Origin of the sequence: uncultured Mucilaginibacter sp., assembly GCF_913773635.1 — a bacterium.
GTDB lineage: Bacteria > Bacteroidota > Bacteroidia > Sphingobacteriales > Sphingobacteriaceae > Mucilaginibacter.
Map to the genome: position 1 here is coordinate 168,547 of NZ_CAJYGQ010000012.1, position 21,790 is coordinate 190,336.

12 protein-coding genes are annotated in these 21,790 nt (G+C 41.6%); 7 read left to right on the top strand and 5 right to left on the bottom strand.

Annotated elements, in window-relative coordinates:
* Positions 1 to 9 precede the first annotated feature (9 nt).
* The 7 genes from QZ407_RS15365 (at position 10) to QZ407_RS15395 (ending at position 10,363) form a co-directional block, all read left to right on the top strand.
* Positions 10 to 2,433 (top strand): ABC transporter permease, encoded by a 2,424-nt coding sequence (locus tag QZ407_RS15365; RefSeq protein ID WP_295772644.1) that lies wholly within the window; start codon positions 10 to 12, stop codon positions 2,431 to 2,433.
* Positions 2,434 to 2,530: 97 nt separating this feature from the next.
* Positions 2,531 to 4,900, top strand: a complete 2,370-nt coding sequence (locus QZ407_RS15370) for an ABC transporter permease (protein ID WP_295772646.1) — start codon at positions 2,531 to 2,533, stop codon at positions 4,898 to 4,900.
* A 190-nt stretch (positions 4,901 to 5,090) separates the two neighbouring features.
* Positions 5,091 to 6,629 carry an alpha-L-arabinofuranosidase C-terminal domain-containing protein gene (locus tag QZ407_RS15375; RefSeq protein ID WP_295772648.1) on the top strand — a complete coding sequence of 513 codons (1,539 nt, stop codon included), beginning with the start codon at positions 5,091 to 5,093 and terminating at the stop codon, positions 6,627 to 6,629.
* A 62-nt stretch (positions 6,630 to 6,691) separates the two neighbouring features.
* A complete protein-coding gene (locus tag QZ407_RS15380) occupies positions 6,692 to 7,144 on the top strand; it encodes a 3-oxoacyl-ACP synthase (RefSeq protein WP_295772650.1) in 453 nt (150 codons plus the stop codon).
* Positions 7,145 to 7,285: 141 nt separating this feature from the next.
* The gene (locus tag QZ407_RS15385) at positions 7,286 to 8,170 is read left to right on the top strand and encodes a glycosyltransferase family 8 protein (RefSeq protein WP_295772652.1); all 885 of its coding nucleotides are present in this window, start codon (positions 7,286 to 7,288) and stop codon (positions 8,168 to 8,170) included.
* Positions 8,171 to 8,176: 6 nt separating this feature from the next.
* Complete coding sequence (locus tag QZ407_RS15390; protein ID WP_295772653.1) at positions 8,177 to 8,965, top strand: glycosyltransferase family 2 protein; 789 nt, start codon at positions 8,177 to 8,179, stop codon at positions 8,963 to 8,965.
* A gap of 33 nt (positions 8,966 to 8,998) precedes the next feature.
* Positions 8,999 to 10,363, top strand: a complete 1,365-nt coding sequence (locus QZ407_RS15395) for a lipopolysaccharide biosynthesis protein (protein ID WP_295772654.1) — start codon at positions 8,999 to 9,001, stop codon at positions 10,361 to 10,363.
* Between the two features lie 343 nt (positions 10,364 to 10,706).
* On the opposite strand, the gene yidC is transcribed toward QZ407_RS15395, so the two are convergent.
* The 5 genes from yidC to QZ407_RS15420 all read right to left on the bottom strand — a co-directional run.
* Entirely contained in the window at positions 10,707 to 12,533 is a 1,827-nt protein-coding gene (gene yidC, locus QZ407_RS15400) for a membrane protein insertase YidC (protein WP_295772657.1), read from the bottom strand.
* A 24-nt stretch (positions 12,534 to 12,557) separates the two neighbouring features.
* Positions 12,558 to 14,168 carry a CTP synthase gene (locus QZ407_RS15405; RefSeq protein WP_295772659.1) on the bottom strand — a complete coding sequence of 537 codons (1,611 nt, stop codon included), beginning with the start codon at positions 14,166 to 14,168 and terminating at the stop codon, positions 12,558 to 12,560.
* Between the two features lie 245 nt (positions 14,169 to 14,413).
* On the bottom strand, positions 14,414 to 15,445 hold the full coding sequence (locus QZ407_RS15410; RefSeq protein ID WP_295772661.1) for a PorP/SprF family type IX secretion system membrane protein: 1,032 nt from the start codon (positions 15,443 to 15,445) through the stop codon (positions 14,414 to 14,416).
* A gap of 15 nt (positions 15,446 to 15,460) precedes the next feature.
* Positions 15,461 to 21,004, bottom strand: a complete 5,544-nt coding sequence (locus QZ407_RS15415; protein WP_295772663.1) for a PKD domain-containing protein — start codon at positions 21,002 to 21,004, stop codon at positions 15,461 to 15,463.
* A 203-nt stretch (positions 21,005 to 21,207) separates the two neighbouring features.
* Positions 21,208 to 21,790, bottom strand: a 583-nt coding sequence (locus QZ407_RS15420) for a spore maturation protein (RefSeq protein WP_295772665.1), incomplete at its 5' end; no start/stop codon positions are given.

Sequence of the window (21,790 nt, forward strand, 5' to 3'; positions counted from 1 at the left end):
AGCAATATTATGATAAAAAATTACATAAAAACTGCCTGGCGTAATTTATGGAAGGGCAGGGTATTTAACTTGATGAATGTTATAGGGCTATCGGTTGCAATTGCTTGTTGCGCGTTAATATTCATGACTGTTTACTATGAGTTTTCATATGATAGCTTTCATCAAAACATAAAAGGTATTCATCAGCTGTACACCGTTACAAACCGAACTAGCGGCACTGAACGCAGTACTGCCATGCCTGTGCCTTTAGGCCCGGCCCTTAAGGCTGAGTATAGCCATGTTAAATATATAACACGCAGTGCTAACTCCGGCGCTTTGGTTAAGGCGGGAGCAAAACAGCTTGATCAGAACGTACACTTTGTTGATGCCGACTTTTTAAAAATATTTACGTTTCCGCTTGTTGAGGGCAATGTAAATACGGTTTTCAACCAATTGAACAATGTGGTACTAACCGAGCAGGCTGCAAAGGCAATGTTTGGCAATCAATCGCCATTAAACAAAACTATACTAATAACCATTGGACAACGCGAGGAGCCTTTCCAGGTATCGGGCGTTGTAAAAGATGTTCCGGGCAATTCGAGTATTACTTTTGATTTGTTGCTGCGCTTTGAGCACTTCCCAAATTACAAAACCGATTTAAATAAATGGGACAACTGGTCGCATATGGCTTTTGTTGAGTTTAAAGAAGGGTATAACACACAAAACTTTGCCAAACAACTTAAGCCATTTGTTGAAGCACATTACAAGGCCGATATTGACCTGCTTAAGCGCGACGGCGCCCGACCGGATGAAACAGGTAGCTTACTGAGTTTGCATCTTGCACCATTTTCTTCCAATCACTTTAATACTGATTTGAGCGGCGTTGAAGGGTACCCGGTAAGCAAAACCTACGTTTTAAGTCTTTTAGCAATAGCTTGCTTTATTTTAATTATAGCTTGTATCAACTTTATAAACTTATCAGTAGCGCGTGGTTTTACACGTGCCCGTGAAGTTGGCGTACGTAAAACACTTGGCGCCGGCAAATGGCAATTACTTACACAGTTCTGGACCGAAACTATTATGGTGTGCCTTGCATCAACCATACTGGGTTTGGTATTATGTTCTGTTATCATATCGCCATTTAAAGCCATGTTCAAAAGCCGCATAAATTTAGCAATGCTATTTCAGCCACAGCATTTACTCGCAATTTTGGGCATTTTCATATTCATCACAGCCCTTGCAGGCTTTTACCCGGCATTAATAATGATGCGTTACAAAACCGTTGCTGTATTAAAAGGTAACATGGGCGATACTGCAAAACCCGGTAAAATACGTAATACATTGCTGGTGGTGCAATTTGCTTTGTCTACCCTTTTAATTATTTGTACAATTATTACCTGGCAGCAAATTAATTATTTAAGTAACAAGCCTCTGGGTTTCAATAAAACTGAAGTTTTAAGCATACCTGTTAACAGGGGTATTGACGGCAGCAAAGCGTTGCAGCTTATGCGTAATGATTTACGTAGCAATAACCAGGTGGAAGCAGTAAGCGGATCGTATATGAACCTTGGGCGCGGCAACGATGGTTCTACAAGATCGTCAATTATTGGTTTTGGAATGAATGGCCGCGAAATACGCACAAACTTGCAGCGGGTAGATTTTGATTATGTTAAAACACTTGATATCAAACTAGTTGATGGCCGCGACTTTGACCTTAACTTTCCCGGCGATAGCAATGCTGTTGTGATAAATGAAAGTATGGCACGCAGTATTGGCGGGAAGAATATTATTGGTCGATACCTGTTTATGTTTCCTGAGTATCAATCGCAAATAATCGGCATTGTAAAAGATTATAACTTTAAGTCGTTACATGATAAAATTGAGCCCGTTTCAATGGTTATGCGTAAGGACTTTGCAATAAACTATGTGTTTGTAAGGGTAAAGCCCGGTAATCTACTTCATGCCTTTGATGAAATAAAACAAAGCTGGAACCGCCAGTATCCGAATGTTGAATTTACCGGATCATGGCTTAATGAGAATACCGAAAGGCAGTATCAAAGTGAAAGACGTTTGTCAAATATCTTTGTAAGCGGGGCTATCTTGGCCATTGTAATATCATGCATAGGCTTACTGGCAATATCGGTAATGATTGTAATTCAGCGTACAAAAGAAATTGGTGTACGTAAGGTTTTAGGTGCCAACGTTGCCGGTATTGTATTTCTGCTATCGAGAGATTTTTTAAAGCTGGTAATGATCGCCTCCATAATTGCCGTGCCGGCAGCCTGGTGGGTAATGGATAACTGGTTGCAAAGTTTTGCGTATCGCATTTCAATTCAATGGTGGGTGTTTGTTTTGGCCACATTGATGGCAATGCTGCTTGCATTTATAACAATCAGCTTCCAGTCGGTAAAGGCGGCACTAACCAACCCTGTAAAGAGTTTACGCAGCGAGTGATGCCGGTACAGCTGTATCAGATTCACCTACACACATTACAATCCTAGCACTGCTTTTTTACAGCGTTCTACATATACACATTTATCAATTACTGAAGATGTTTAAAAATTATTTAAAAATTGCCTGGAGAAGTTTACTTAACAGTAAAGGCTTTTCATTTATAAACATATCTGGTTTAGCTATAGGTATGACAGCAGCCATGCTTATAGGTATATGGATACAGCACGAGCTGAGTTTTGACAGGTTTCACAAACAAATAAAGGATTTGTACATAGTTTACAACAAATCGGTATTTGATGGTGAATTGCACTGCTGGCCCAGTACGCCGCCGGCATTAGGGCCGGTGCTTAAACAGGAGTATCCTGACATTAAGTACAGCGCCAGGATAACCTATGTAGATAAACACCTTTTTGATTACAACGGTAAAAAGCTTGAAGCAGAAGGTTTTGATGCTGAAGAGAACTTTCTAAAAATGTTTACATTCCCGCTTATTGCGGGGAATATGGCTACTGCCCTGAGCAGCCCTTATAAAATTGTAATTACCGAAGATTTTGCAAAAAAAATGTTTGGTACTACAGAAAACGTTGTTGGTAAAATAATAAAGTTTGATAACCAGTATAACCTCACTGTAAGCGGCGTGCTGCAAAAGTTACCATCAAACACCCGTTTTCAAACCGATTACATAACGCCTTGGTTATTTTACCGGGTTCAGTACAACGGCGATGACCAAAACTGGGGCAATAATAGCTACCGCACATACGTGCAATTAAACCCCGGCGCTAATTTGGAAAAGGTAAATGCAAAAATTATAAACACGACCATAAAGCATAGTAACGGTAACGAAGACAACCAAGTTTTCCTGCATCCATTTGGTGATTATTACCTTTACAATACCTTTAAAAACGGTGTGCCAAGCGGTGGCAGGGCCGATGTGGTTAAGCTATTTACATTTATTGCCGGCTTTATTTTATTAATTGCCTGTATAAACTTCATGAACCTAAGCACTGCCCGCAGCGAAAAACGCGCAAAGGAGGTAGGTATACGCAAATCAATTGGCGCACTCAAATTGTCACTTGTTGGGCAGTTTTTAATCGAGTCGGTCATTGTATCGTTCATAGCGGGCGTAATTGCTTTGATACTTGTGCGTTTAAGTTTGCCTTACTTTAATGAGCTAGTAAGCTTAAATTTAAGTTTATCGTTACTTCAACCGTCATTTATCATTGCCTGGCTTGTTTTTGTAGTTGCAACCGGTTTGTTAGCCGGATGTTACCCCGCATTGTATTTGTCGTCCTTTAAGCCGGTACAAGTATTAAAAGGCACATTTGTAAGTGTAAACGCTGTTGTTACACCGCGTAAACTATTGGTTATAACACAATTTACTTTTGCCGTAGTGATGATTGTAAGCACTATTGTTATACGCAAACAAATACAATATGCACAAGACCGCGACAGCGGATATGATAAAAACAATCTTATTTACACCTATTTTACAGGCGACATTAAAAAAAATCAAAGCCTTATTAAGCAAGACCTGGTTAACAGTGGCGTTGCCGAGGCGGTTAGTATTACCAGCGGCAGCTTTGTTTCATCAAGCGCTAACTCGTGGGGGTTAAACTGGGTTGGTAAGCCCGAGGGAGCCAAAATTGTATTTGACCAAATGGCTACCCAGGGTGATTTTGCTAAAGTGTTGAATGTCAAAATAGTTAAAGGCCGCGATATAAACCCGCAACTTTATCCTACCGATTCAACTGCCTGTTTGCTTAATGAGTCGGCGGCGAAAATTATTAATGCAAAAAATCCTATAGGGCAAATTATTGATAAAGACTTTATCAAATGGCACGTGGTAGGTGTAATTAAAGATTTTATATGGGGTTCGCCTTATGACCCAATTCAACCCATGCTGGTAATGGGACCCGCACAAAAATGGAGCAATGTGGTTAACATCAGGCTCAAAGCTAATCAGGCGTTAAGTGCAGCCATGCCAAAAATTGAGGCCATGTTTAAAAAGTATAATCCTGCGTTTCCATTTACACCGTTGTTTGTTGATAAAGATTATGAAGTGAAATTTAGTGAGCAGCAACGTACGGCAAAGCTTGCAGGTACCTTTGCATTGCTTACAATTATTATATCATGCCTTGGCTTATTTGGTTTGGCTGCATACATGGCTGCCAGCCGCACCAAAGAAATAGGGGTGAGGAAGGTACTTGGAGCTTCGGTACTTAACATAACCGCCCTATTATCGAAAGATTTCTTGAAGCTTGTAATTGCCGCAATAATTATTGCTTCGCCTATAGCATGGTATGCCATGCAAAATTGGTTGCAAAAGTATACTTACCGTATCGAGATTGAATGGTGGATATTTGCTTTATCAGGTATAGGAGCAATCATGATAGCCTTAATCACCGTTTGCTTTCAATCGGTAAAGGCAGCTATAGCCAATCCGGTTAAGAGTCTGAGGAGTGAGTAACTCTGCCTTTTAACATGATTTAGATAATGCGTTATTACTTCATAGTAATAACGCATTATCATTTTATGGCTGCTCGCTCTTGCTTAAGATAACATCTGCAAGTTTGAAGATAATATTGTGTAATTGAACTTGCTTTAAACAGTAATAAGATTTATAATTGTAAACCTGACAATTATAAATCTTTAATACCTTGAAAAGATCTTTATTACTTTTACTAGCCGGCATTACTTTTAATAGCTATGCACAAAAAACGGCAACGGTTACATTAAGTAACGACTCCAAAGACACCATTAGCAGACATATTTACGGACAATTTGCCGAGCATTTGGGCCGTGGAATTTATGGCGGATTTTGGGTTGATAAATCTTTGCCCGTTCAAAAGCAAGACCGTATACGCCTCGATGTAGTCAACGCGCTCAAAAAAATAAAAATTCCTAATCTGCGCTGGCCGGGTGGCTGCTTTGCCGATGAGTATCATTGGCGTGATGGCGTAGGCCCGCGTGATAAGCGCCCGAAAATGGTAAATACCAATTGGGGCGGCGTAGTTGAAGACAACAGCTTTGGCACCCACGAATTTTTGCAGTTATGTGACCTTTTAGGCACGGCTCCTTACGTTTCAGCCAATGTGGGCAGTGGTACGGTTGAGGAGATGTCAAAGTGGGTAGAGTATTTGAACTTTGATGGTGCAAGTCCGCTAACGCGTGAGCGTGCAGCAAATGGCCATGCCAAGCCCTATAATGTTGAGTTTTTTGGCGTAGGCAATGAAAGCTGGGGTTGCGGCGGTAACATGACACCTGAGTATTATGCCGGCGAGTACAGGCGCTATTCAACATATGCACGTAACTACCCCAATGCAAAGCTTAAAAAAATAGCCAGCGGTGCTAATGCAGGCGACTATAACTGGACAGAAGTATTGATGAAAAATATTGGTGCGCGTAACATGTGGGGCGTATCATTGCATTATTACACATTGCCAACAAACAACTGGAGTAAAAAAGGTCCTGCAACCGGCTTTGGCGAGAAAGAATATTTCGCAACCTTGAAAAACTCCCTTAAAATGGAAGAACTAGTTGAAAAGCACTCTGCCATTATGGACAAGTATGATCCTAAAAAACGTGTGGCACTAGTGGTTGATGAATGGGGAGTATGGACCGATGTTGAGCCAGGAACCAATCCGGGTTTCTTATACCAGCAAAACAGTTTACGTGATGCGCTGGTTGCGGGCACAACGCTAAATATATTTAATAACCACTGCGATAGGGTTAAGATGGCCGAATTGGCACAATGTGTAAATGTATTGCAGGCCCTTATTTTAACAGATAAAGAAAAGATGATTTTAACGCCAACTTATCATGTATTTGATATGTACAAGGCTCATCAGGACGCACAGTATTTGCCGTTTAAATTGAACTCGCCAGATTACGAGATGGATGGAGAAAAAATACCGGCTGTTAACGTTTCTGCATCTAAAGATAAAGCTGGCAAAGTGCACGTTACAATAGTTAATCTCGATGCAAAGAACAGTATAAGCGTTACTACTGAACTTAAAGACATTCTTTGGAAAGCTGTTAAAGGACAGGTATTAACTTCACCAGGTGTGGCCGACGTTAATACTTTCGTTAAGCCTTCAGTTATATCCCCAAAGCCATTTAGCAATATGAAAAAGGATGGTGACAAGCTGGTTGTAAATATGCCTGCCAAGTCAATAGTTGCGTTGGAACTCAACTAAAATACTTTTACATTTGCATAAGCCCTGTTTGAAGCTAACTTCAAGCGGGGCTTTGTTTTGTTATGAGTGAGATAAAAAAACAATTACATCAGCTTTGCCTTAAATACGTGCAACAACGAATGGATGCGGCGCAGCATGCCATTAATGAAGCACAGCAAGCCTCTAATGATGATACCAAGAGCAGTGCAGGCGATAAATATGAAACCGGTCGGGAAATGGCTCAGCAGGAAACCAACCGTAACTTAGCACAACTTAACGAAGCCAATAAACTCATTGTAATTTTAAATCAGTTAAGTACAAGTTTTGAATCTGAAACGGCTTTGCCTGGAAGTTTGATAATCACCAATAATGGTGTGTTTTATTTGTCAGTAAGTGCTGGTACCCTTTCTCTTGATGGAAAATCTTATTTTGCTGTATCGCCGGCATCACCAATTGGAGTAAAATTAAAGGGCAGTAAAACGGGCGATAGCTTTGTTTTAAACGGTAAAACTTATAACATTGAGCAAGTATTGTAAGGAGATAGTGCTGCAGGTATAATTGGTGATTATGATTCGCAATTTTGCATAACTAAAATGCATCATATCACGTATAACACAAACAATATTTATTGCATTTAATAACCGTAATTTAGCAAAACATATACCCCAGGCCCCAATATGATAAGTACCGATAGGCGTTTGAGCGTAGTTTATGCCTGCGACAATAACTTTGTACCGTTGCTGGCTGCCTCTATCAAATCGTTGGAAATAAATTCAGCCGGTTCACAAAAGGATATTTACATAATTGATGACGGCATCAGTGCTGCAAATCGTCAAAAATTAATCAGGTCAATAGGTACTGATGAAATAGCGCTTAAGTTTTTGCTGGTTAAAGACGTGGTTGGAAAAATCACTATCCCGTACTTTAATAACGCTGCATTACCCGTAACTACTTTCTTTCGTCTGTTTGTGCACACTTTCATCCCTGAGGGCACTGAGCGCGTTTTATACCTCGATTCGGACATGGTGGTATTGGGTAACATAGCCGAGCTGTGGGATATTGATTTTGGTGATAATATTATTGCTGCTGTTCAGGATCCGGGTATAAAAACACTTGGCTGTTCATGGGGTGGCGGCGTGCGTAACTGGCAGGAGTTAGGCTATCAATCTGACGATAAATATCTTAATGCCGGTTTGTTGCTAATTAACCTTAAAAAGTGGAATAAATTTGATGTTTGCACTAAGGCACTTGACGCTGCAGTCAAATATCAAAAGCATATAGTTTACGGTGATCAATATTGTTTAAACGCAGTACTGGCAAACCGCTGGCTGGAGTTAGACCCTGAATGGAACCATTTGGTTGATAACGACAAGCCTGGTGCTAAATTGCTGCATTATATTGGTAATAAACCTATTTACACCAATTATACCTACAGCCAAAAATACCGCGACATATTTTTTGATTATCTCAATAAAACTGAGTGGAAGGATTTTCAACTTGTTGGAGCTTTCACCCGCCGTGTACGCATGGTTAAACGTTTTATCAGAAAAATAACCGGTTAAATATCAATGGCTGCACATAAGTTTAACCGCGTCACACTTTTAATTACGCATTACAACCGCAGTAAATCTCTCGAGCATTTACTAAAGCGGTGCGTTGAAGAAAACTTGGAGTTCGATGAGGTGATTATAAGCGATGACGGTAGCCGCCCTGAGCATTTAGAATATGTGAATAAATTGCAGTCGGACTATAATTTCAGGTTGATTACAACGCCTGTAAATAAGGGTTTGGGCAACAATATAAATAAAGGACAGGACGCCGTTAAAACACAGTATACGCTTTACGTTCAGGAAGATTTTGAACCCACGCCTGACTTTGCTCCCAACTTTAAAAACGCCATTAAATTAATGGATGAAGAGGAGTGGGACCTGATCAGGTTTTACACCTTCCCTTGGGCGCCATTCCCTTACCTAAAAGATTACAAATTTGGCTATGCAAAAATGTTGTTTAAGCCGGGTTTATGGCATCTTAATCACCTGAAATTCCGCTTATATTCTGATCATCCGCATTTGCGTCGCAGCAATTTTTTTGAAAAGTTTGGCCGCTATGTTGAAGGTCAGCGAGGCGATCCAACGGAGTATACTATGTGCATGAACTTTTTAATTAAAGGAGGGAAGGCACTATTGTTTAACGGCCCGGATTTGTTCCTGCACGAACACGGTGCCATTGAGCCAAACACCATGGTGCGCAGCAAGTGGAAATTAAGTAACTCGTTAATTATAAAAATGGCGCGCAGCCTTTACTTAAAAGGTAAGGTTATTAATAGCACAATAAAGTACAATAAATTAAAACAGTAAGCATCGCTTCCCCCGAAGCCGAAATACGCCGTAATGTTACATAAGATTAAACCGATTATTCAAAAACTTAAGAACCCGCATATTGTAAACCTTATAGGTAATGCGGTAATGTCAGTTTTGAATATGGTACAAGCCGCCATCTTATACAATTATCTGTCGCCCGATAAAACTGGCGTATGGGTGTTTTTCCAAGGAACGATAGGCTTAGTCGATACCTTTAGGGCCGGTTTAATCACAACGGCGTTCATCACATCTTACGCGGGTACTTCAAAAGAACGCTCGGCCGAGGTGGCTGGTTCCGCCTGGTTTTTATCAACTATAATTACACTCATCATTGTAGCGGGAAATATCATTTACCTCTTTATTCCGTATCATATTGCCGATTATGGTACCGATTTGTTTGCCAAATGGTTTGGTTTGGTTTTCATCATTACACTGCCCTCATTTTTGGCCAGCTGTATAGCCCAGGCCGAAGCACGTTTTGACAGATTGCTCATCATCCGTTCGGTAAGTACATTGTTATCAATTGTACTTATACTCATACTTATTGCTACAAAAAATGTAACCCTAATGACGGTAATTTACACTGGTTTTATAGCGGGTGGTACAACAAGTTTGATGACTGTTATTTTAGGCTGGTCGCGCATTAACACCATTTGGAAAAAGAGTACCACAACTGTAAAGGCGTTATTTTCGTTTGGTAAATACAGTGTTGGCACTGCATTAGGCAGCAGTATGTTCCGCAACTCTGATACTTATATTATTAAATTTATGCTGGGTGACGCTGCCGTAGCTGTTTATAACCTCGGCCTGCGCCTAACAGAACTGGTGGAAATTCCCTTACGTAGCTTTGCAGCCACCATCATGCCGCCATTATCTGCAGCGCATAATCAAAATAACAAGTACCATGTAATTTACCTCTTAAAAAAATACTCAGGTTTAATTACCATTTTGTTATTACCGGTAGTAGTAGGTGCTATATTATTTGCCGATGTTGCCATATGGATTGTAGCAAAAGACTACCTAAATACGCAGGCTGCTAATATTTTACGTGTGTTTATGGCCTTTGCACTGCTTTACCCAATTGAGCGTTTTATGGCCCTGGCGCTTGATGCAACTAATCAGCCGCAGGTTAATGCCGTAAAACTCATATTCATGCTTGCCGCAAACATCATAGGCGACTTTGTAGGTGTTTGGCTGTTTGGAAGTGTTAACGGTATTGCTTTTGGTACATTGATGCCTATATTAACCGGTATGTTTATAAGTTACAAATGGCTGCAACGTTACGAGAAATTCCAATTGTGGGACGTTTACAAAATTGGCTGGCTGGAAACAACATGGCTTATAAAAGATACCTGGGGAATGCTGTTTAAAAAGAAACAGGCTAATGCGGAATAATTTATAAAACGTTCGACACGATGTTGTCTCGCTCTGTAAGTACAAAATTTTATAGGCACAGTACTTTGTGCCTTTTTTTTATAAATTATAATTGGTAGCGTATTGTGCGGAACGGTTAAGTAGATAGCCTGATCGCGAAGTGTTACACTTGACCTGCTTAGCTATTTGTGTTCAACGATTGTGGTCGCTTGTTAGCCCTAAATAATAAGCTTCACTATAGCAGTTTAGAAATTATCAGACACTTGAAGGTGTTGTCACCCAACTACATAAACAGAGAGGCCATCGGTATAACGATGGCCTCTCTAATATCTAAATGTAATTTAATAACTACTCTCAAATCCACTTATTTCTTTTTGGCTTGCTGTTGAATTTGTTGCTGCTGACGCATCATTTCTTCAAGCTTAGCCTGGAAACCTGATTTCTTTTTTTGTTGATCTTCCGGTTTCTTTTTGTTCTCTTCCATTTGCGCATGTATCTTTTTGTCATCAACAAAGAAGCGGATGATGTACTGCTGAAGGAAAGTAAACATGTTAGCCAGGAAGTAATAATAATTCAAACCTGATGGGTAGCTGTTAAGAAAGCCCAAGAACATAATAGGGCTTATATAGCCTATGTATTTCATTTGGCCAGTTGCACCTGATACCTGGTTGTTAAAGTAGGTATAAATAAGCGTTGATATGGTCATGAGCACACACATCAAGCTCAGGTGATCGCCCAGGAACGGAATGTTGAATCCGAAGTTGATTACCGCATCATAGGTCGATAAGTCTTTCATCCATAAAAAGCTTTCACCGCGTAGTTCAAATAAACTAGGGAAGAAGCGAAGGAAAGCAAAGATGATGGGCATTTGCAACAATAATGGCAAACATCCACCTAACGGATTAACACCTGCTTTACGGTAAAGCTTCATGTATTCCTGCTGTAGCAGGGTAGGGTTATCTTCGCCAACCTTAGCTTTAATCTCGTCCATTTCTGGCTTTAAAACACGCATTTTGGCCATGCTTAAGTACGATTTGTAAGTAAGCGGCGTTAACACAAGTTTAAGTAAAACGGTAAGCGCTAAAATTACGAAGCCAATGTTCCAGTTAAAGTGCTGTAAAAAGTTAAACACAGGTATAACGGCAAAACGATTAATTAACTTTAATGGTCCCCAGCCTAAGTCAATTTGTTTCTCTAAATCGTAACCCTGTTTTTGCAGCGTGCTGAAACGGTTAGGACCAAAGTAAAACTCCATAGGATAGGTGTCGGTTTGGTTGCTTATAAGCGTTAAACCGGCCTTCATTTGCCTTACATCTTTTGAATTAATATCAGTGCTGGCACTAATATTAACCTTGTCAAATCCTTGTTTGGCAATTAATACATTTGAGAAAAAGTGTTGCTTGAAAGATATCCACTGAACTTTCTGATCGGTAATTTGCTTGCTTTCGTCTTTAGTTAAGCTCAGGTAATCTACATTATCCTCCATGTCTTTAAAGTACACGGTTGAATACTGGCGCTCTTGTTTAATGTCCTTTTCTTGCTGAAGCAAGCTGGCGGTCCACGTTAAGTTAAGTGCCTTGCTATTGCTTATAACATTGTCAAGGCCGTTTGCTTTAATAGTGTAGCCAACTTTATAGCCTGTTGCACCTAAAGTGTAAGTATAATCAAGGTACTGGGTTGGGCTATATGCTAAACGCAGTGTAATTGCACTACTATCAGTACCGGCAACTTTAACATCTGTTGAAGTTGGTGTAAAATAGCGTTCGTTGGTGTTTACTTTAGTGCTGCCTGCATTGAAGCTTAAACCAAATTGGTTGTTGGTGCCGTCAAATAAAACAAGCGGTTTTTTATTGTAAGTTTTAAAGTTTTTAAGCTCAACACTGTAAATACGACCACCACGGTTACTTACTTTAACCCTGATATCTTTATTTTCTAAAGTGATCAACTGTTCGCTACCAACAGTAGAAGCACCAAACGGAGCTTTTAATGCAGCAGAGTCAATAGCAACTGTTTTTTTTGAAGTATCGGCTTTGGCAACTGCAGGTTTAAGGGCACCCGCTTTTTTCAGGGAATCAATGTGTTGCTTTTGCTGTTCTTTTTTTATCTCCTCTTCTGAAGGTTTCATCAAAAAGAATGAGCCAGCCAGAATGATCATAATCAGGAAAAGCCCTGTGAACGTATTTTTATCCATTATCTATCGTGTCGTACAAATTAATTAGTTCTTGCGGGCATAAACCAGCGAAGCGGCCACAAAGTTAACAAAAAGTGGGTGAGGATTTGCAACCGTTGATTTTAATTCGGGGTGAAACTGTGCGCCTACGAAAAAAGGATGATTTTTTAGCTCAACTATCTCTACCAAACCGTTTTGAGGGTTGATACCCGAAGGAATCATTCCAGCCTCCTCATATTGTTTCAAAAACTTGTTATTAAACTCATAACGGTGACGGTGACGTTCAGTAATATGCTGTTTACCATATATAGCAGCAGCTTTGCTGCCCTTTTTTAAATCGCAAGGGTAGGCACCTAAGCGCATAGTTCCACCTTTGTGAGTGATGTTTTTCTGGTCTTCCATCATGCTGATTACCGGGTAGGTGGTGTGCCCATCCATTTCAACACTGTTAGCAGCCTCTAAGTGTAACACGTTTCTGCCAAACTCAACTACTGAACACTGCATGCCGAGGCATATGCCAAAAAACGGAATATTATTTTCGCGAACGTAGCGTATTGCTTCAATTTTACCTTCAAACCCGCGCTGACCAAAACCAGGTGCAACTAACACGCCATGTAAGCCTTTAAGTTTATCAATTGCATTTTCAGGAGTCAATTGCTCTGAATGTATATATTCAACCCTAACCTTGCACTCATTTTTGGCACCTGCGTGTACAAAGGCCTCGGTAATAGATTTATAAGCATCAGGCAACTCCACATACTTGCCAACTACGCCAATGCGCACCTCGGCAGTTGGGTTTTTTAAACGGCCTAAAAAATCTTTCCAGCTATCTAAATCAGGTTCATTTTTGTTAGGAAGCTTTAGTTTTGTTAATACAGTTTTATCTAACTGCTCTTTAAGCATCAGCAACGGTACGTCATATATTGAAGGTGCATCAATCGACTCAATAACTGCGTTAATATTTACATTACAGAACAGGGCTATTTTTTTACGCAAATCGGCAGTAAGGTGATGTTCGGTGCGGCAAACCAAAATATCGGGCTGAATACCATACTCTAAAAGCATCTTTACAGAGTGTTGCGTTGGTTTAGTCTTCAACTCGCCTGCGGCAGCCAGGAACGGTACAAGCGTTAAGTGAATTACCAAAGAGTTACTCGATCCGGCTTCCCATCTAAACTGGCGCACAGCTTCCACAAACGGCAACGATTCAATGTCGCCAACGGTGCCACCAATTTCTGTTATTACAATATCATATTCTCCGCTTTCGCCTAAAATCCTGAAGTTTCTTTTGATCTCATCGGTGATATGCGGTACTACCTGTACGGTTTTTCCCAAAAAGGCACCTTCACGTTCGCGGCTAATTACATTTTGGTAAATACGGCCTGTAGTGATGTTATTTGCCTGAGTGGTTGGCGTGTTTAAGAAACGCTCGTAATGTCCTAAATCTAAATCTGTTTCGGCACCATCTTCAGTCACATAACATTCGCCATGCTCGTAGGGGTTAAGTGTTCCCGGGTCAATGTTAATGTAGGGATCGAATTTTTGAATGGTTACGCGGTAGCCGCGAGCCTGAAGAAGTTTAGCCAAAGAGGCCGAAATAATACCTTTTCCTAACGATGAGGAAACGCCGCCCGTAACAAATATGTATTTAGTCATGATTTTGATGAATCCTGAAAGCTCAATGAAGCCGCTATCAGTTGTTTGTGTACGGGATACAAAAATAGGAATTTTTTCGGGTTGAGACGGACGTATTTTAAAATTGAGATTGCCGTGAGATAATATCTTACCTGACTATTTGATAATCATTTTGTTGGGTAAAATCAGTCGTTCGCAAAAAAATAAGGCCGCACGTTATATAAACGTACGGCCTGTTGTAATGGAATATTAGCTGTGGTAAGGGATTAATAAAAATCGTAACAGCGGCGTGCGCCAATAAACTTCGATGTGTTTGTACGTGAAGGTAACGTAGTTTCATAGCTTAAGCTGCCCTCTGTAGTGCCGCTGGTGTTGCTATAGTTAAGTTTGGATGATGGTGCATCATGACTTAAGCCAAAGCGTACCTTTTCGCCACCATCTTTATTAATGAACAAATCAAATATAAATGATACTACAAATGAGCTTGGGCCGGCTACCCCGCCGCTACGGTACCATAAACCTGCATTTACACTCCGGCGTTTGTATTGCACACCCGCACTATATGATGATGACGATGCTTGTTTGTAATATACAACAGAAGGGATAACGAACGATTTTTCATCCTCGTCATAATTATCATATTTATTTAAATCAAGACGGTAGCTGATATGGCCGCTTCCGCGCATAGGTAACCTGGCCGATGTGCCTGTAAATGATTGGTCGGGCCGATTGATGTGTTGCAAAGCACCGCCGGCCATAAAGTCTCCAACAACCAAATTTATGCCTGCACCAGTATCAAAATAAAAACGGTTACTTATTTGTCCAAGGTCGGCAGCTGAGGTTGAGCCAGGAATATAACCGTAGCGAGGATCAATCTGATCGCCAAAAACCAGCTTGCTTTGATCAATGGTGCGGTTGCCAATACCGGCCTGCAACCCAAATGAAAGCACAAACCTATCTGACCCTACACTATAAGAATATATGCCCGATACGTTGTTGCGCACGTAGTAGGCAGTGCCTTCATTACTGCGAGTAAACATCAAACCAACACCACCGCCAAACTTAGGTACGTTATAGTCAACTGATGCTGTCATATATGATAAGGCACCCGGCAAACTGCTCCATTGATTACGGTAAATCATGTTTACTCTCAAATCACCTTCAAACTGGCCGTTTAACGCCGGATTAAGGTAAACCGGCGAGTTAAAGAACTGAGAATATTGATGGTCCTGAGCATAGCCCACAATAGCAATCATCATCATCACCACACTCAAAACAACACATTTGATCTTATTCATTCTTTATCTCTCTTTTTATCTGATGAGGTGTATAGCTCCCGTACGCCGCGGCGACGAGTTATTGTATGAATTACCTTTCCATTCCGAACCATTTATAAACCTTGCTTCGGCCTGCCATATATAAACACCCTGCGGTAACGGAGCACCTTTAAATGTGCCATCCCACGCTTCAACGGGTTCGCCTCGGGCAGATAACTGTGTGGTTTCCCACACCAGCTGACCGTAGTTATTAAATATGCGTAAGTGCCATTCTTTAAGCCCCGAACCTTTAGCTCTAAAGCGGTTGAGCTCTTCATTGGTACTATTAGGTGTAAAGGCATTAGGCATATATAACTGTCCCGGTGTGCCTGTTATACGTACATAATGTGATTTGGTTGTGCCGCAATACTGGTTTGTGGTAGTTAAAGTAACTTTATATAAACCTGTATCGGCATAGGTGTGCGTAGGGTTTTGTTGAGTTGAAGTGCTGCCATCGCCAAAGTTCCATTGCCATGATTTTGGTGCATTCTGGCTTTGATCTTCAAATGAGAACTGGTAGTTTGGATAGACTTGTACACTATCTGGCCGGGCGCGGAATTCGCTTATTGACGGTGCATTTACGGTAATAACCTGTATAATGTCATTTGTACAGCCTGTAGTACGGTTTGTAACTGTTAACCTTACGGTGTAAGGCGAACCTTTATAACTGTAAGTATGTGCCGGCGGTGTACGTAATTCCGATACGTTAGGGTTGTTGGCATTGGCATATGGGTCACCAAAATCCCAGCGGTAAGTTAGGTCGGACAATTGGCCATTTGCAGGTGGCTGCGTTGTATTGGTAAAGTTTACTTTAACCTCATTACATCCATTAGGGTTATCTACGTTGAACGCTGCAACCGGTCGGTCGGTTACGATAATCTTTATGGGTTGTGAAGGTGCATCTTGCGCGCAATCATTACTTGCATAAAGCACAACATCATACTCGCCAGCCTTTGTAAAGGTATGGTCTAACGAATTAGTGTTATTGGTTACGGTTACGGGTGAACCATCTTTCCAATCAATTTTATAGGTTATGCCGCCCTGACTGGTGTTGATGAACCTTACGGTGTGAGGTGCGCAACCAAAACGATCGGAAGTAGCAGCAGTGGTTAAACCTGCAAACACGGTACGTGCTGTAACCTGGATAGGAACTGATGCACTTTTACCCGTGCCGCAAACTGTTTGCGCTTCCATGTAAAGCGAGTAATTGCCTTGGTTAGGTATACTTAATGTTTGCTGTGATTTGTTGTTGCTAACTACCGGCGTTATTACGTCATTGCCATTGGCATCTACAACATGATAAATGTATTTGTCATTGGTGCCTGGCGATATGTTATCAACCACTAAAGCAAAAGGTGCACAACCAGTTGTAGATTGCGGTGCAATGCGTGCAACCGGAACAGCAGGTTTAACTGTAACAGTCGTTTCCATCTGATCGGTGCTGCAACCGGTTTCGGCAATTAATGAAATGTTATAAACAACATCGGTACCGTTAGCTGCTGCCTGGAAAGTTACCGGGCCCGGCTGAACTTGTGCAGAAGTTTGGCCATTGCCAAAGTTCCATTTATAAGTGCCGCCGCCAATAGGGCTCGATGTGTTGGTAAACGTTACCGTTACCGTACCGCAACTTTGTGTTACCGATTGCGTGAAACTGGCCTTTACATTTTTAGTAGTTGTAAAGGTGTGGCTAAATACTTCTGATTCGCAACCAAATTTGCTGGTTACAATAAGTCGTATATCAACTGTTTCGCCATCGGTGTTAATTGTATAACCCGGGAAGGTAATGCCTGTGCCGATTACTACGTTGTTTGCGTACCAGGTATAAACATCATTACGGTCGGGATACGGTATAGCCTTTACATTTTGCGCTGTTATGTTAAACGGAACACATCCAGCATCATTAGTCCAGGTAAATTCTGATTTTGCATCGGGGTTTACAGTTATGCTGATTACGTTACTGTTGTTGCTTTGTACCCCAGTACAAATCAAAGAGCTTACAACCCTGCGGTATTGTATGTTGCGTACCAAAACAGGCGTTGTATAGCTAACATCGGTAGCGCCGTTGATGTTAGCCCAATTAAGACCGCCATCAATACTGCTTTGCCATTGGTAATTGTAATTTCCATCGGCACCGCTTGGCAAACTGCCCGTTAACAGCCCGGCAGACTTGTTAGCACATACCGTTGTAGTAGTGGCACTAATAGTATTATTGGCAATTGGTGGTTGTACAGATACTTTAACACTATTGCTTTTATCATCGCTGCAAGCTCCTGATGCTACAGAGCGGCGGAAAAATGTTGTTTCGGAAACCGGGTATAGAAGATTAATATCAGTTTGACTGGTTAACACCGTCCAGTTAACGCCATCAGCGCTGCTTTCCCACAAATAAGTATAAGTTCCGTTACCGCCCTGAGGAGTGCTGCCGGTTACCGAAATAACCTGTCCGGAACATACAGTGGGCGTATTTAGCGTTACGGTATTGCCGCTTATAGGCGGGTTGTTGATTACCTGAACATCATCTGATTGGGTGGCACATTGCCCTGCACCGCTTAGCGTCCATTTGAAAGTATAAGTTTGGCCTGCTTTTAAGCCGTTTACCGTTGTATTGTATTGATTTGCGTTGGCAAATGTAATACCGCTTTGGCCCGACGTCAGCGTCCAAACTCCGGTGAATATTCCGGCATCGTTACCCTGTAATTGCACCGTGGTTTGGTTACATAGCACAATGTCGGTACCGGCGTTTGCAGCAGGAACCTGGGGCAGTACGGTGAGCGTAATGGTTTTTGCAACCCCCTGGCATTCATCTGCCGAATTGGTGTTTACAGGTGTAACGGTATAGGTAACCGTTGCAGCAACATTGCTGGTGTTAATCAAAGTTTGATTAATAGCGGTAGCCGCAATTGGCGTGGTTTGATCAGTTGCCCCGGTGATGCCGCCGTTTGCTACAACCGTCCAGGTGTATTGCGTGCCGCTTACGTTTGAGCTAAGCTGGATACCAGATTGGGTGCCGCTGCAAACATTGTTTCCTGATGGGCCTGTTAAGGTAAGTACCGGTTTTGGCGCAACGGTAATTGTAAGCGTAAACGGTGTGCCATCACAGCCATTGGCTTGCGGGGTAATGCGGTATATAACGGTTGCGTTAGCGGTGGCCGAGGTATTTGTCAATATATCATTGATATCTCCGCTGCCAGAAGTGCTGAAGCCAGCCGCATTGGGCGAACTTAACGTTACTGTCCAATTATATACACTGCCTGCCACGATTGAAGTTGGGCTATAAGCAACTGCACTGCCTGTGCAAATGGTTTTGGCGTTTGCGCTGGTAACAGTGTTTGATGGGTTTATTTTTATAATAACTTCATCACTGATATTGGCGCAATCGCCCGGTAACGAAGTAGTTATTTTAAGGGTAAGTTTTACCTCGCCTGCTGCACGGTCTGCCGCGCTCGGAGTATACACCGGCTTTTCGGTGTTCCTGTTGCTGAAAGTTCCGGTTCCGGATGTGCTCCATTGCAAAGCATTATATGCTCCGGAAACCGATCCATCTAATGTAGCAACGGCGTCCGAACAAATAACCTGGTCAACTCCTGCGTTCACCGTTGGTGCTTCTTTAAAAGTAATTTGCTGTACCTGCGATGTTACCGAACCGCAAAAGTTTGTATGCTTAACCACAACCTCGTATGTGCCAAAATCAGGAAAAGTAATTTGCGGGTACTGACTGTTTACGGTGGTACCATTTGCAAAAACAGCAGGGGCAATACCGTTTAGTGGGGTGACTGTCCATTGGTAAGTATCGGGCTGAGGTTGAGGTGTACCGGTAAAGGTAGTACGCGTAGCACTGCCAGCAGTACTGTCAAACGTAAGCGTTTGGCCTCTGCCACATAAAGAGAATGATGGCGACAAGGTTGCAGTAGGTACGTTGCCAACCACAATGGTTTGTACGTCGCTCAAAACAGCATCACAAACGCCGTTATTTACGCCCAATTGCACCGTATATGTTCCAGGCGTGTTGAACAAAATTTTAGGAGTTTGGCTTGCCTTGGTTGTGCCTTCGGTATAGGTAAAGCCGGTTGCAGGCGTTACCGTCCAGTTGTATGTTATAGGCGTATTACACGGGTTGGTAACTACTGATGTATTAACAGGAGATACACTGCCCGAGCCTATACATGCGGTTTGTGGCAATGTAAATGATGGCTGAGGAGGATCTTGTATACAAACATCCAATTTAGCATCAGGGGCAACACAGGGCGTTGAACTGGTTAAACGAAGGGTTACTGTATAAGTGCCCGCTGCAGGGAAAGTGTACTTGAGCGGAACATTCTTTTTGGTGTTATACGGAGGCACAGCCACGCCGTTTACAAACCATTGAAAAGTTGCATTTGGGTTTTCGCAATTTGTACCGCCTGAAACACTACTAACCACCTGGCCGGCATATGATGTATTGGTAAATGTTAACTGTTTATTAGTACAACCAACCGACGGGCCGCCAATGACAGTTTTTGGGGGTGATAATACGGCCTGATCGCCACTCAGGTTTTTACTCTGGTCAGGACAGTAAATATTTGATACCCTAAACGATACTTCAAACTTATTGGTAACGGTACCTTCGGCGTTTTTAGCCCCGCATGATGATACAGCGTAATCATGAGTTAATATACCACCGGTTGATGCTATTTGATAATAGGTTAAATTAGTTGAGAGTCCATCTCCCCATCTAATGGTGTACAGCGTGCCCGGGTAGTTGTTTTGTATACCGCCGCCACCTGTAATATTCACACTGTATGAAACAGTTGCTTTACTATTATCAGGTAAACAAACACTTGATGAGTTTTGGGTTTGAAAGCTATTACGTACAAAATTATTCAACAATAAATAGCCTTTCGTACCTACAATGCCGTTGTTAACTGCTTTTACAAAAATGGTATAGTCGTTAGTTTTTGCATTGAATGTACCTGTGCCGTTTATGGGAATAGTTTGCTCGTCGGTTTGATTTAAATCATCGTAAAAGTTAGCCGTTACTGTTGCACCGGCAGTTGATTCATTCACAAACAAAAAAGGAAATCCATCGGTTGCAAAGCATGTTCCGTAAACCTCGGGATAGGATGGATTTACTGCGTTTGAGCTGACTTTTGCTATAACTGCAGTACCTGCACTGATTGTAAATGCGTTTGACGCAGCACTTACCGTGGCCGGACTGGTAGTTTTGATACGCACTTTGTAACCTGTGCCCGGAACTGCGTTTGAAGGTATAAGTCCATTTACAAAACCGGTGTAGTAACCACTAAATTCACCTATCTTTCTTTCAGAAGTAAAGCTGCCGTTGGCATCTGATAAAAATAACTGAAAAAGGTTGCCGGTAACCGCAATCTTACCATCCGGATCTGCAATTCTGATTGCAGCGGCAATACTTGAGCCGGGGGCATATGGTCCAGGATCTACCAAACGCACTGTCACGGTTTGTGCAAGTACGTCACGCCAACCCATCAACAACCCCAAACACAAAAACAAAACCTTAACGACACCTTTGATAGATACTTTCCCCATTTGTTATTTAAACAGTATATGAACGACGTTTACTGCCACTGGCAAGCAGTAATGCCTTTTACGGTAAGTGAAGTCAAAGGTTGTCTTTTACCGACAATTAATTTATACAAAACACGTATAAAAACCTGCTTTGCATAGGCCCTTTAAGCATTTTAAACAGCAAAGGTGTAAGTATGTTTTTGAGAAATAATATATTAAAAATATTAACCAAAAAATAAATAGGAGACCAGGATGGCTGCAATAACACCGGCTAAATCGGCAATAAGTCCTGCAGGTATTGCGTAACGTGTTTTCTTAACACCTACTGAGCCAAAATATAGCGCCACTATATAGAATGTAGTATCGGCCGAACCATTGAATACACAAGCCAAACGCCCGGCAAAACTGTCGGGGTTAAAGGTTTTCATTACATCCATCATCATGGCTTTAGCGCCCGAACCGCTTAGCGGTTTCATTAAGGCAACCGGCAATGCATCGGTAAAGCGTGTATCAATTTGAAATAGAGCAAAGCCTGCTTTCAATCCATCAATAATGTAGTCCAATGCGCCCGAACTCCTGAAAACACTTATAGCCGCCAGCATGGCAACCAGGTAAGGTATTATTTTAAAAGAAGTTTCGAGGCCACCTTTAGCGCCTTCAATAAATGTTTCAAACACGTTTACCTTTTTGTATAAGGCGCCGAGTATGAAAACAACAGGTATTAAAAATAATAAAAGGTTACTTGCAACTTTTGACACTATGCTTATCTCATCTTTTGATAAGTACGCCGAAAAGTACCAAACTATC

Excerpts from the sequence above, each read along its gene's own strand:
- QZ407_RS15365 (WP_295772644.1), top strand. The coding sequence starts at position 10 with ATGATAAAAAATTACATAAAAACTGCCTGGCGTAATTTATGGAAGGGC.
- QZ407_RS15370 (WP_295772646.1), top strand. The coding sequence starts at position 2,531 with ATGTTTAAAAATTATTTAAAAATTGCCTGGAGAAGTTTACTTAACAGT.
- QZ407_RS15380 (WP_295772650.1), top strand. The coding sequence starts at position 6,692 with ATGAGTGAGATAAAAAAACAATTACATCAGCTTTGCCTTAAATACGTG.
- QZ407_RS15385 (WP_295772652.1), top strand. The coding sequence starts at position 7,286 with ATGATAAGTACCGATAGGCGTTTGAGCGTAGTTTATGCCTGCGACAAT.
- QZ407_RS15390 (WP_295772653.1), top strand. The coding sequence starts at position 8,177 with ATGGCTGCACATAAGTTTAACCGCGTCACACTTTTAATTACGCATTAC.
- QZ407_RS15395 (WP_295772654.1), top strand. The coding sequence starts at position 8,999 with ATGTTACATAAGATTAAACCGATTATTCAAAAACTTAAGAACCCGCAT.
- yidC (WP_295772657.1), bottom strand. The coding sequence starts at position 12,533 with ATGGATAAAAATACGTTCACAGGGCTTTTCCTGATTATGATCATTCTG.
- QZ407_RS15405 (WP_295772659.1), bottom strand. The coding sequence starts at position 14,168 with ATGACTAAATACATATTTGTTACGGGCGGCGTTTCCTCATCGTTAGGA.
- QZ407_RS15410 (WP_295772661.1), bottom strand. The coding sequence starts at position 15,445 with ATGAATAAGATCAAATGTGTTGTTTTGAGTGTGGTGATGATGATGATT.
- QZ407_RS15415 (WP_295772663.1), bottom strand. The coding sequence starts at position 21,004 with ATGGGGAAAGTATCTATCAAAGGTGTCGTTAAGGTTTTGTTTTTGTGT.